Origin of the sequence: Mycobacterium sp. (assembly GCF_050701675.1) — a bacterium.
GTDB lineage: Bacteria > Actinomycetota > Actinomycetes > Mycobacteriales > Mycobacteriaceae > Mycobacterium.
Window position 1 is genome coordinate 1 of record NZ_JBOGDD010000341.1, and the last position, 11,984, is coordinate 11,984.

13 protein-coding genes are annotated in these 11,984 nt (G+C 67.5%); 9 read left to right on the forward strand and 4 right to left on the reverse strand.

Annotated features, from left to right (window positions below; genetic code table 11):
• From ACRDUX_RS10075 to ACRDUX_RS10095, 5 genes are all read left to right on the forward strand, one after another.
• The coding region (locus ACRDUX_RS10075) for a 5-oxoprolinase subunit C family protein (protein ID WP_526413457.1) at positions 1–395 on the forward strand (395 nt) is incomplete at its 5' end.
• A gap of 58 nt (positions 396–453) precedes the next feature.
• Entirely contained in the window at positions 454–1,011 is a 558-nt protein-coding gene (locus tag ACRDUX_RS10080) for a GNAT family N-acetyltransferase (protein WP_526413459.1), read from the forward strand.
• A gap of 131 nt (positions 1,012–1,142) precedes the next feature.
• Positions 1,143–2,291 (forward strand): uroporphyrinogen-III synthase, encoded by a 1,149-nt coding sequence (locus ACRDUX_RS10085; protein WP_526413461.1) that lies wholly within the window; start codon positions 1,143–1,145, stop codon positions 2,289–2,291.
• Positions 2,288–2,971, forward strand: a complete 684-nt coding sequence (locus tag ACRDUX_RS10090) for a sirohydrochlorin chelatase (RefSeq protein ID WP_526413463.1) — start codon at positions 2,288–2,290, stop codon at positions 2,969–2,971. Before ACRDUX_RS10085 ends, ACRDUX_RS10090 begins: the two co-directional genes overlap by 4 nt.
• Before the next feature lie 44 nt (positions 2,972–3,015).
• Entirely contained in the window at positions 3,016–3,894 is an 879-nt protein-coding gene (locus tag ACRDUX_RS10095) for a hypothetical protein (RefSeq protein WP_526413465.1), read from the forward strand.
• A gap of 104 nt (positions 3,895–3,998) precedes the next feature.
• Here ACRDUX_RS10095 and nirD read toward each other — a convergent pair whose 3' ends face one another.
• The 4 genes from nirD to ACRDUX_RS10115 form a co-directional block, all read right to left on the reverse strand.
• A complete protein-coding gene (nirD, locus tag ACRDUX_RS10100) occupies positions 3,999–4,346 on the reverse strand; it encodes a nitrite reductase small subunit NirD (RefSeq protein WP_526413481.1) in 348 nt (115 codons plus the stop codon).
• A gap of 18 nt (positions 4,347–4,364) precedes the next feature.
• The gene (nirB, locus tag ACRDUX_RS10105; RefSeq protein WP_526413467.1) at positions 4,365–6,878 is read right to left on the reverse strand and encodes a nitrite reductase large subunit NirB; all 2,514 of its coding nucleotides are present in this window, start codon (positions 6,876–6,878) and stop codon (positions 4,365–4,367) included.
• 101 nt (positions 6,879–6,979) lie between these two features.
• Positions 6,980–7,348: a hypothetical protein gene (locus ACRDUX_RS10110; RefSeq protein WP_526413469.1), complete on the reverse strand. Its 369-nt coding sequence runs from the start codon at positions 7,346–7,348 to the stop codon at positions 6,980–6,982.
• Between the two features lie 43 nt (positions 7,349–7,391).
• Positions 7,392–8,150, reverse strand: a complete 759-nt coding sequence (locus ACRDUX_RS10115) for an isocitrate lyase/PEP mutase family protein (RefSeq protein WP_526413471.1) — start codon at positions 8,148–8,150, stop codon at positions 7,392–7,394.
• Positions 8,151–8,263: 113 nt separating this feature from the next.
• Between ACRDUX_RS10115 and ACRDUX_RS10120 the strand changes: the two genes are divergently transcribed.
• The 4 genes from ACRDUX_RS10120 to ACRDUX_RS10135 all read left to right on the forward strand — a co-directional run.
• Positions 8,264–8,560 carry an Rv0250c family protein gene (locus ACRDUX_RS10120; RefSeq protein ID WP_526413473.1) on the forward strand — a complete coding sequence of 99 codons (297 nt, stop codon included), beginning with the start codon at positions 8,264–8,266 and terminating at the stop codon, positions 8,558–8,560.
• 100 nt (positions 8,561–8,660) lie between these two features.
• On the forward strand, positions 8,661–9,482 hold the full coding sequence (sdhC, locus tag ACRDUX_RS10125) for a succinate dehydrogenase subunit SdhC (RefSeq protein WP_526413475.1): 822 nt from the start codon (positions 8,661–8,663) through the stop codon (positions 9,480–9,482).
• Positions 9,483–9,517: 35 nt separating this feature from the next.
• Entirely contained in the window at positions 9,518–11,437 is a 1,920-nt protein-coding gene (locus ACRDUX_RS10130; RefSeq protein ID WP_526413477.1) for a fumarate reductase/succinate dehydrogenase flavoprotein subunit, read from the forward strand.
• Position 11,438: 1 nt separating this feature from the next.
• A partial coding sequence (locus tag ACRDUX_RS10135; RefSeq protein ID WP_526413479.1) for a succinate dehydrogenase/fumarate reductase iron-sulfur subunit occupies positions 11,439–11,984 on the forward strand: 546 nt, incomplete at its 3' end.

The following is an 11,984-nucleotide window of genomic DNA, read 5'->3' on the forward strand; positions in this document are numbered from 1 at the left end:
AGTTGGACCAGGCCCCGGTCGCGGCAATCGTCGAGGACCTGCTCGAACTCCTCGTCGTGCCCGGCCCACGCGACGACTGGTTCACCGACCCCGACGCGCTGGTACACACCGAATGGGTGGCCTCCGACCGCAGCGACCGCGTCGGGATGCGGCTCTCGGGACGTCCGCTGGAGCACCGCTGGCCGGACCGGCAGCTGCCGAGCGAAGGCGCCACCCGCGGCGCGATTCAGGTGCCGCCCAACGGTTTACCGGTGATCCTCGGCCCAGACCACCCGGTCACGGGCGGCTATCCGGTGATCGGAGTGGTAGCCGATCGGGACCTCGACGCACTGGCTCAGGTGCGCCCCGGCCAGCACGTGAGGATGCGCTGGTCCCGCCCACGACGGTCGTCGTAAACCCGGTTGCGGCTGTCCGGGGGATGTGGTGGTCCCCGCACCCTGGTAGGAACGAGGGGTGCTCCACACCGCACGCCTGGTCCATACCTCCGATCTCGATGCCGACACCCGTGAGGGCGCCCGCCGCATGGTCATCGATGCGTTCGGCGGCGGCGAGATCGACTTCACCGACGCCGACTGGGAGCACTCGCTCGGCGGTATGCACGCACTGATCTGGGTCCGCGGCGCGCTGATCGCACACGGCGCTGTGGTCCAGCGCCGGATGATCCACCGCGACGTCGCACTGCGATGCGGTTACCTGGAGGGCGTCGCGGTTCGGGAGGACTGGCGCGGACAGGGCCTCGCGTTGGCAGTCATGGACGGCCTGGAACAGGTCTTGCGCGGCGCCTACCAACTGGGCGCACTCAGCTCGTCGGCAGCGGGCAGGCACATGTACGCGGCGCGAGGCTGGCTGCCGTGGCAGGGCATGACGTCGGTGCTGGCACCGACGGGACTGACCCCGACCCCCGACGCCGACGATTCGGTCTTCGTGTTGCCAGTGGGCCTACCCGACGAAATGGAGCTCGAGACCGCAGGCGAACTCACGTGCGATTGGCGTGATGGCGACGTCTGGTGACATGCGCCTCACGGGGCGATGACGCGGTGCGTGAGGGGAATTTCACCGCCGAGTCACCGCCTCCGCCTCGCGACATGGCGCGGCAACGGCGAGGTAACCACTCGGAAACACGGAGTGCCTTCACTGGTGGCATGCGTGACCCCGATTGGGCGCCACTGACCGGATTCCGGGTGGCGGTGACCTCAGCCCGACGTGCCGAGGAGCTGAGCACGCTGCTGATCCGCCGCGGCGCGACCGTGACCAGCGCCGCCGCGATCGCGATGGTTCCGCTGCCCGACGACGAGGAACTCCACGATCACACCGAGGCACTGATCGCCTCACCTCCCGACGTGGTCATCGCGACGACGGGCATCGGCTTCCGCGGCTGGACCGCCGCCGCCGACGGCTGGGGACTGGCAGGTGACCTGATCACCGCCCTCGGCAAGGCACGCATCGTGTCCCGCGGGCCGAAGGCCACCGGGGCGCTACGGGCGGCCGGGCTGCCCGAGGAGTGGTCGCCGGAGTCGGAGTCGTCCCGCGAGGTCCTTCAGTACCTGCGCGAAGGCGGTATCGCCGGCCTGCGCATCGCCGTCCAGCTGCACGGGGCCACCGACGACTGGGACCCGTTCCCCGAGTTCCTCGACGAGCTGCGCGCCGCGGGAGCCGAGATCGTGCCGATCCGCGTGTACCGCTGGCGCCCGGCGCCACGCGACGGTGGCTTCGACGCGCTGGTCGCAGGCATCGCCGAGCACAGGTTCGACGCCGTCAGCTTCACCTCCGCCCCCGCCGTCGCGTCGGTGCTCATGCGTGCCGTCGAGATGGGCATCGAGGACCGGGTGCTCGCAGCGCTGCGCACCGATGTCCACGCGATGTGCGTCGGCCCGGTGACCGCCCGTCCGCTGGTGCGCCTCGGAGTGCCGACGTCGGCGCCAGAGCGGATGCGGTTGGGGGCACTGGCGCGTCACATCACCGACGAACTGCCGCTGCTGCAGTCCAGGACGGTGACGGTCGCGGGACACGTACTCGAGATCCGGGGCACCTGCGTACTGGTCGACGGAGTGGTCAAGGACCTCCCCCCAGCAGGGATGGCGACCATCCGCGCGCTGGCCCACCGGCCAGGGAACGTGGTGTCACGCAACGACCTGCTCAGCGCGTTGCCCGGCGGCGGAACCGATACGCACGCCGTCGAGACCGCGGTGCTGCGGCTGCGGACCGCGCTGGGCGACAAGCACATCGTCTCGACCGTGGTGAAGCGCGGTTACCGGCTCGCTGTCGACGACAATTCGGTGGGAGTGTCGTGAACCCATTGCTCGTCGCCCACGGCACCCGCAAGGCCGACGGCGTCGCGATGATCGCGGACCTCGCCGAGCGGGTCGGAGCTCACCTTGGCAGGAGGGTGCGCACCGCATTCGTCGACGTACTCGGTCCCACGCCCTCCGACGTGCTGTCGACCCTGCCCGACGGGCCCGCCGTCATGGTGCCCGCCTTCCTGGCCGGTGGCTACCACGTCCGGGTGGACATACCCGCCCACGTCGAGGCCAGCAGGCGTCCCGACGTGATCGTGACCGATCCACTCGGACCGTCGCCGCACATCGTGCGGATACTCTCCGATCGACTCGTCGAATCAGGTTGGCGACCCTCGGATTCGGTGATCCTGGCCGCGGCGGGCACGTCCGATCCGCACGCCCAACGAGACCTCCTGATGACGGCCACCCTGTTGTCGGCCGCGATCGGTGCGCGCGTCGAATTGGCGTATGCCGCGACGTGTGAGCCACGTGTCGCGGACGCCGTCGCCGCCATCCGTAGCCGCGGGGCGACGCGCATCGTCGTCGCGTCGTACCTGTTGGCGGATGGCCTCTTTCAAGACCGTCTGCTGGACTCCGGCGCCGACGTGGTGACCAATCCTCTCGGCACCCACCCTGGTGTCGCCCGGCTGATCGCGAGCCGGTTCCGCCGGGCCCGGCTGCCCGTCACCGTCTGACCCATTCCGCCGAGAAACCGACGCCACTGCGCTGCAATGGTGAGGTGACCAACGAGGCCGTGCTCGACACGTACCGCTACCTACGCGGTGGCATGCCGGTGATGATCCTGATGCTCGGCGCCGCGGTCGTCATCGAGCGACTCCACGCGACCTGCTGGCAGACCTCGGTCAGCGCCTACTACTTCACCTCGGCGCACAGCGTGTTCATCGCCTCCCTCTGCGCGACGGGCGCGATGTTCATCGTCTACAAGGGCAGCAACGACACCGAGGACGTCCTGCTGAACCTTGCGGGCATCCTGGCGTTCGTCGTCGCCATGGTTCCGACGTCACGCCCCGTACTGTTCTGCGGCAGCACGGATCTGAGCATCGGCGGGCAATCCGCGATCCCGAACACATGGGCAGTGGTCATCGCGCTATTCGCCTCGCGCGCCGCGTCCTGGTGGATGTACCGGCGCACGGGAACCACGCAGCGGCGGAGCACTCTTGGCGCGGCGGCGGTCTGGGCGCAACGCGCCCTGCTCGCGGTCGGGCTGATCGCGCTGGTGGTGGCGCCGGAGTGGTTTCGCGCCAATGCCCACGGCGTAGCGGCGGTGGCCATGTTCGCTGCGATCATCCTGACGGTCGTCATCACCGCCTTCGTGGCGGGCAACCAGGACCTGGGCAAGTGCCCGCACCGCAGGCGCTATCAGGCCTTCTACCAGTGGATTTCCGTCGCCATGGTACTGACGTTGCTCGCGGTGGTGGGTCTGCACCAGCTACTCGACGGGTTCAACCACGCGGTCCTCGTCGTCGAGGCGGCCCTGATCGTCGAGTTCGCCGTCTACTGGATCATCCAGACCATCGAACTGTGGAGCACCCCCTCGCGGACCGCGCTGCTGGCCGAACCGGATCCGTCCGATAGCCGGCTCCTCCGCGCGCTCTAAGAATCAACTTCCCCTCGCCGAACGTGGATTACCCCCACGGTCGCCGCAAGAAAGCGTGGGGGTAACCCACGTTCGGCGGAGAATTTGGGGCCCTCTAGCCGCCTCTAGCCGCCCACCTCGACGACGCCGTCTTCGGTGACCCTGGTCCGGTAGACCGGCAGCACCACCTCGGGATCGTCGAGACAGGCACCGTCGTCGAGGGCGAAGGCCTGCTTCTTGATCGGCGACTGCACGCATACGCGGCCGGCCCGGTCCCCGACGATCCCGCGTGACATGACCGCCGCACCCGAGAACGGGTCGACGTTCCCCACCGCCCGCAGGGAACCGTCGTCGAGCCGGAACAACGCGACCTGAGTCCCGTCCGGCAACAGCACGCCTGCGCCGCGGCCGGGTAGCAGCCGGTCGTAGGCACAGACGACGGTCCAGACCAAGACGTCGTTGACGTCGTCGATCAGTGTCACGGGGGGCTCCTATCGGGGACGGATGGTCGGCAGGCCGATGGGCACCTTGCGCCCAGAACGTTCGGTGAACTGCACTGTGGGGTCGGCGGTTTCGGGTGCGTTGACGAATGAGACGAACCGCGAGAGTTTGTCGGGGTCGTCCAGAACGCCCTTCCACTCGCAGGAATACCCGTCGACGTGGCGGGCCACGGCGTCCTCGAACTCCGCGGCCAGCCCGAGCGAGTCGTCGACCACCACGTCGCGGAGATGGTCCAACCCGCCATCGAGGCTCTCGATCCAGGGCGCCGTGCGCTGGAGCCGGTCGGCCGTGCGCACGTAGAACATCAGGAAGCGGTCGACGTAGCGGATGAGTGTGTCGTCGTCGAGGTCGCCGGCCAGCAGCTGGGCATGTTTCGGAGTCATGCCGCCGTTTCCGCCGACGTAGAGGTTCCAGCCGTTCTCGGTCGCGATGACGCCGACGTCCTTCCCGCGCGCCTCGGCGCACTCCCGCGCGCAGCCGGACACGCCCATCTTGATCTTGTGCGGGGCGCGCAAACCGCGATAGCGGAGTTCGAGGTCGATGGCCATCTGCACCGAGTCCCGCTGGCCGTAGCGGCACCAGTCGCTGCCAACGCAGCTCTTCACCGTCCGCAAGGCCTTGCCGTAGGCGTGTCCGGACTCCATCCCACCGTCGATGAGCCTGCGCCAGATCTCGGGCAGCTGGTCGACCGTCGCGCCGAACATGTCGATCCGCTGACCGCCGGTGATCTTGGTGTACAGGCCGAAGTCCCTGGCGATCTCACCGATCAGGATCAGCTGTTCGGCGGTGATGTCGCCGCCTGGCACCCTGGGCACCACGGAGTAACTGCCGTTCTTCTGGATGTTGGCCAGGAAGTGGTCGTTGGAGTCCTGAAGCGAGGCCTCCTCGCCGTCGAGGATGTGGCCCGAGCTGGTGGACGCCAGGATCGATGCGACGACGGGTTTGCAGATGTCGCAACCCCTTCCGCTGCCGAAGCGGGCGATCAGGCCGGAAAAGGTGCGGACGTTCGACGCCGCGACGATCTCGAACAGTTCGGCGCGGGACTGCCCGAAGTGCTCGCACAGCGCCATCGACTGCGTGACGCCCTCGGCTTCGAGGAGCTGCTTGAGCAGTGGGACGCAGGATCCGCACGACGTGCCCGCCCTGGAGCAGGCCTTCAGGGCGGGCACGTCTGCGCAGCCGCCGGCGATCGCGTCGGCGAGATCACCCTTGGTGACGTTGTTGCACGAGCAGATCTGGGCCGCCGCGGGGAGAGCGCCGATACCGAGTGCCGCTGCCCCCGAATCGGATCGGCCCGGCGCGATGATGGCAAGCGGGTCGCCGGGGAGCTGTTCGCCAACCATCGGCCGGAGCACGCCGTAGGCGGTCGCGTCGCCGACCAGGATTCCGCCGAGCAGCGTACTGGCGTCGTCCGAGAGAACCAGTTTGGCGTAGGTCTGCCCGACGGCGTCGTTGACGACCACCTCGAGGCAGTTCGGAGTGGTGCCCATCGCATCACCGAAGCTGGCCACGTCGACGCCGAGCAGCTTCAGCTTGGTTGACATGTCGGCCTCGCCGAATTCGGCTGCGCCACCGAGCAACCGGTCGGCGACGACCTCGGCGCTGGTGTAACCGGGCCCGACCAGCCCGTAGCACCGGCCGTCGATCGCGGCCACCTCCCCGATCGCGTAGACGTCGGGATCGATCGTGGCGCAGGTCGCGTCCACCAGCACGCCACCGCGGTCGGCAATCGGAAGACCTGCGTCGCGGGCCAACTCGTCGCGCGGGCGCACACCGGCAGCGAAGACGACCAGACCGGCGTCGATCGCCGACCCGTCGGACAGGTTCACGCGGACGCCGTCGTCGCGACTCTCGATCGACTCCGTGCCGACGTCCAGATGTGTCGTGATGCCAAGCGCACTGACCATCCGGTTGAGCAGCGCGCCGCCCGCCTCGTCGAGCTGCTGGCCCATCAAACGCGGAAACCGTTCGACGATGTGCGGCCGCAACCCGAACTGCCGCAAGGCGTTTGCGGCCTCGAGGCCGAGCAGACCGCCCCCGATCACCACCCCCGCCGCATCGTCTGCCGCATCGTTCGCGTCAGCGCGGATCGCGTCGAGGTCGTCGAGCGTGCGGTAGACGTGACAGTTGGGCAGGTCGTGGCCGGGCACCGGAGGGACGAAGGCATACGAACCGGTGGCGAGCACCAAGGCGTCGTAGGGGATGCGGCGGCCCAACAGCGTCGTCACGCACTTCGCGGACGTATCGATCCGCGTGACCGGGTCGCGAAGGATCAACTCGACGCGGCGGTCGCCTGCATAGTCATTGCCGGCCAATGCAAGCCGGGTACGGTCCCAGTGCTCGGTGTAGCCGGTCAGGCCGACGCGGTCGTAGGCGGCGTCGCGTTCCTCGGCGAGGACGCTCACCCACCAGGCACCCTTGCCGTCCCTGGCCCGCAAGGCCTCGACGAACCGGTGTGCCACCATCCCGTGCCCGACGACGACGACACGTTTCTGTGAGCGCATGTCCGAAGGTTAGGGAGCTGACGTTTCGGTCATGTCGCGTCGCGTGAATCGCCCGTCACGGTGTGCTCACCTGGCTGGCGGCGGCCCTGTGAGAAAGGCGCTCAGACCGCGCCGCCATTCTGCGTCGTCGTGGTGACGTACGGGTTGGTGGTGGCGGTCGACGTCGTGGGAGTCGCGGGATCCTCCGGCGCAGGCGCATCGTCGCTTGTAGAGGGTGACGCGGGCCCATCGTCCTCGCTGGTCTGCACACTCGGCACCGTGTAACTGGTCGTCGTCGAAGGCGAGGCTCCGCCAAGGGATTCCGACGTGCTCGTCTCGGGCGGTCCCGAGCCGGGCCCGTGCGAAGTCGTCGTCCCCGTCCTGAGCACCGTCACCAGCAGCAGCACGATCAGCGCGACGGCAGCCGCCCCCGCGGCCCACGTGACGCCGCGCTGATCGTGCCAATGCCACCGTTCGTCATCGTCGCTCACGGGCGGGATGGTAGGTCGGCCGGCCGAACGGCAGGCGAACTCGTCAGCGCCAGCGGGCCAGCAGCTCCTCGGCACGACCGGACAGCGCGCGCTGCAAGAACGGCCCGAAGCTGATGCGGCCGACGCCCAACGGCCCGAACGACGCCGGGTCGTCCTGATCCGGTAGCGCAATGGCGTTCACGGGCAGCGGCAACTCCGAGGTGAGCCGTCGCGTCGTCTCGGCGTCGTGCCTGCCGACCGGGTACAGGCTGTCGGCACCCGCGTCGGCCGCGAGCTTCAGGCGCGCGATGGCACGGTCAACGCGATCGGCGTCGTCACCGTCGTTGCGCAGGAACAGATCGGTGCGCGCGTTGATCACCACGTGCACGCCCGCCGCATCGGAGGCCTTGCGCAGCTCGCCGACGAGCGCCGCATGCTCCTCGGGTGAACGCAGCCGCTTGCCCTCCTTGTGAACGGTGTCCTCGATGTTCAGTCCCACCGCACCCACCGAGAGCAATCCCTCGATCTGCCGCTGCGGCGTCTCGCCGTAGCCGGACTCGATGTCGACCGACAGCGGCACGTCCACCGCTGCGGTGATCTGCCCGACCCGGTTGAGCAGATCGTCGAACGACATCCCCTCCCCGTCCTCCTTGCCGACCGAGTCGGCGACCGGATGGCTGCCGACCGTCAGCGCGGCAAACCCCGCACCGACCGCCAACTTCGCCGACCAGGCGTCCCAGACCGTCGGAAGAATCACCGGATTACCCGGCACGTGCAGCGCCTTCAGCGTCGCCGCAAGCTCCTGCAGAACCTCGTTGGACACTCTTCAACCTCCATCTTCGACGTGACTCTTGTCACGTGAGAACCCGTTCTGTGACTAGCATCGATTGTCGTACTGTGATCCGTGACACCCTTCAGCCCAGGAGGTCAACTCCGTTGTCCACTACCACTGAAATCGACCAGCTACACGAGTTGATCGGCGGCCTTCGCCGCTGCGTGACATCACTCGCCTCACGCTACGGCGACAGCCCGGCGATGCGACGCATCGTCAACGACGCCGAGCGCATCCTCAACGACATCGACCGACTGGACATCGACGCCGAGGAGTTGAATCTCGCACGTGGCGTAAGCCAACACCACCAGACCCTCGAGAAGATCGGCATCCCCGACACCCAGTACGCCAGCGACTTCTGGCAGGACGTGGACGACGAAGGACTCGGCGGCACGCGGTGATGAGCGCTTGCGCGAAGAACAGAGCGCCATGAGTTGACCGCGCTGCAGCCAACAGCCACCAAACGCCCGGACACATTACGACCAAAGTGAGGGAAACCCCTTGAGCGCACCCACCGCCGACCGCCCCGGCACAGGTGTCTTCTCACCGACGCGAGCGCAGATCAGCCAGCGCACGCTCCGCACCGACAACTGGCTCAAGTCGCCGATCTGGACCGACCTCGGCTTCGCGGCGTTCGTGATCTACGCGACCGTGCGGGCATTCCTCCAGAACAACTACTTCGTCCCCGAGTACCACTACCTCACGCCGTTCTACTCGCCATGCATCAGCACGGGCTGCACCCCGGAGGCCAGCGGATTCTGGCCGCAGATCCTGCCGGACGTGTGGTGGCTGCCGTACGCGGCTCTGTCGCTGCCGTTCCTGCTGCTGTTCCGGCTGACCTGCTACTACTACCGCGGGGCCTACTACCGCTCGGTATGGCAGTCCCCCACCGCGTGCGCGGTGGCCGAACCACACGCGAAGTACACCGGCGAGACCCGGCTGCCGCTGATCATCCAGAACACCCACCGGTACTTCTTCTACATCGCCGGGATCATCTCGCTGATCAACACCTACGACGCCATCAAGGCGTTCCACTCCCCCAGCGGTTTCGGATTCGGCCTTGGCAACGTGATCCTGCTGGTGAACGTGATCATGCTGTGGGTCTACACGCTGTCGTGCCACTCCTGCCGCCACGTCGTCGGCGGCAGGCTCAAGCACTTCTCCAAACACCCCGTGCGGTACTGGCTCTGGGGTCAGGTGAGCAAGCTCAACACCCGCCACAAGCTGTACGCGTGGGTCACCCTCGGCACACTGATGCTCACCGACTTCTACGTCATGCTGGTTGCCAGCGGCACCATTTCAGACCTCAGATTCATTGGCTGACAAAATAATTCACGAACTAGCGAGGAATGAAATAGATGGCTGAACTCGAACGGCACGAATACGACGTGGTCGTGATCGGCGCCGGCGGGGCTGGACTGCGCGCTGTGATCGAGGCCCGCGAACGCGGTCTGCGCGTCGCGGTGGTGACCAAGTCGCTGTTCGGCAAGGCGCACACCGTGATGGCCGAGGGTGGCTGCGCGGCGGCGATGAAGAACGTCAACACCAAGGACTCCTGGCAGGTGCACTTCGGCGACACGATGCGCGGCGGCAAGTTCCTGAACAACTGGCGGATGGCCGAACTGCACGCCCAGGAGGCCCCCGACCGGGTCTGGGAGCTGGAGACCTACGGCGCGCTGTTCGACCGCACCAAGGACGGCAAGATCAGCCAGCGCAACTTCGGCGGGCACACCTACCCCCGGCTTGCGCACGTCGGCGACCGCACCGGCCTGGAGATCATCCGAACGCTGCAGCAGAAGATCGTCTCGCTGCAGCAGGAGGACAAGAAGGAACTGGGCGACTACGAGGCCCGGATCAAGGTCTTCCACGAATGCTCGGTCACCGATCTGATCAAGGACGGCGACAGGATCGCGGGCGCCTTCGGATACTGGCGCGAGACCGGCAACTTCATCCTGTTCGACGCGCCCGCGGTGGTGCTCGCAACGGGCGGCATCGGCAAGTCGTTCAAGGTGTCGTCGAATTCCTGGGAGTACACCGGCGACGGCCACGCCCTGGCGCTGCGCGCGGGTTCCAATCTGATCAACATGGAGTTCATCCAGTTCCACCCGACCGGCATGGTCTGGCCACTGTCCGTCAAGGGAATCCTCGTCACCGAGGGCGTCCGCGGCGACGGTGGGGTGCTGAAGAACTCCGAGGGCAAGCGGTTCATGTTCGACTACATCCCCGCCGTGTTCAAGGGCCAGTACGCCGAGACGGAGGAAGAGGCCGACCAGTGGCTCAAGGACAACGACTCCGCCCGTCGCACGCCTGACCTGCTGCCCCGCGACGAGGTGGCGCGGGCCATCGTCGCCGAGGTCAAGGCGGGCCGCGGCACCCCGCACGGCGGGGTCTACCTCGACATCGCCTCGCGCATGCCCACCGAGGAGATCAAGCGTCGGCTGCCCTCGATGTATCACCAGTTCATCGAACTGGCCGAGGTCGACATCACCAAGGACGAGATGGAGGTCGGCCCGACCTGTCACTACGTGATGGGCGGTATCGAGGTCGATCCCGACACCGGCGGCGCCGCCACACCCGGGCTGTTCGCCGCGGGTGAGTGCTCCGGTGGCATGCACGGCTCCAACCGGCTCGGTGGCAACTCGCTGTCGGATCTGCTGGTGTTCGGCCGCCGCGCCGGTCTCGGCGCGGCCGACTATGTACGGGCGCTTGCCGACAATCGCCCGAAGCCGCCGCAGGACGCCGTCGACGAGGCCACCAAGATGGCGTTGGCCCCGTATGAGGCGCACGACAACCCCGAGAACCCGTACACGCTGCACGCCGAGCTTCAGCAGTCGATGAACGACCTGGTCGGCATCATCCGCAAGGAAGCCGAGATCATCGAGGCACTGGCCAAGCTCGACGAGCTCAGGGGCCGCCTGCAGAACGTCGCCGTCGAGGGCGGCCGGGTGTTCAACCCGGGCTGGCACCTGGCGATCGACATGCGCAACATGCTGCTGGTCAGCGAGTGTGTGGCCAAGGCAGCGCTGCAGCGCACCGAGAGCCGCGGCGGGCACACCCGCGACGACCACCCCGCGATGGACGCCAACTGGCGCAACACGCTGCTGGTCTGCCGGACCACCGAGGCCGCGACCAGTGAAGCGATGGTCCCCGGCGTCACCGTCTTCGCCGAGGAGCAGGTCCCGATGCGACCGGATCTGCTGGGGACATTCGAGCTCTCCGAACTCGAGAAGTACTACACCGACGCTGAGTTGAACGAACACCCCGAACGGAAGGGCTGACATGGCTGCTTACGACGCGAGCTTGCGGGTCTGGCGCGGTGACGACGACGGCGGCGAGCTGAAGGACTACACCGTCGAGGTCAACGACGGCGAAGTGGTGCTCGACATCATCCACCGGCTGCAGGCCACCCAGGCCGGCGATCTGGCCGTGCGGTGGAACTGCAAGGCGGGCAAGTGCGGGTCGTGCTCGGCCGAGGTCAACGGCCGCCCACGGCTGATGTGCATGACGCGGATGTCGACGTTCGACGAGGACGAGACCGTCACGGTGACGCCATTGCGGACGTTCCCGGTGATGCGCGACCTGGTCACCGACGTGTCCTTCAACTACACCAAGGCGCGCGAGGTCCCGTCGTTCACGCCACCGAAGGATCTGCAGCCCGGCGACTACCGGATGCAGCAGGTGGACGTCGAGCGGTCCCAGGAGTTCCGCAAGTGCATCGAGTGCTTCCTGTGCCAGAACACCTGCCACGTCGTCCGTGACCACGAGGAGAACAAGCAGGCGTTCTCCGGCCCGCGTTACCTGATGCGCGTCGCCGAACTCGACATG

Bases quoted from the DNA above. Each gene is read 5' to 3' on its own strand.
- ACRDUX_RS10085 (WP_526413461.1), top strand. From the start codon at position 1,143: ATGCGTGACCCCGATTGGGCGCCACTGACCGGATTCCGGGTGGCGGTG.
- nirB (WP_526413467.1), bottom strand. From the start codon at position 6,878: ATGCGCTCACAGAAACGTGTCGTCGTCGTCGGGCACGGGATGGTGGCA.
- ACRDUX_RS10130 (WP_526413477.1), top strand. From the start codon at position 9,518: ATGGCTGAACTCGAACGGCACGAATACGACGTGGTCGTGATCGGCGCC.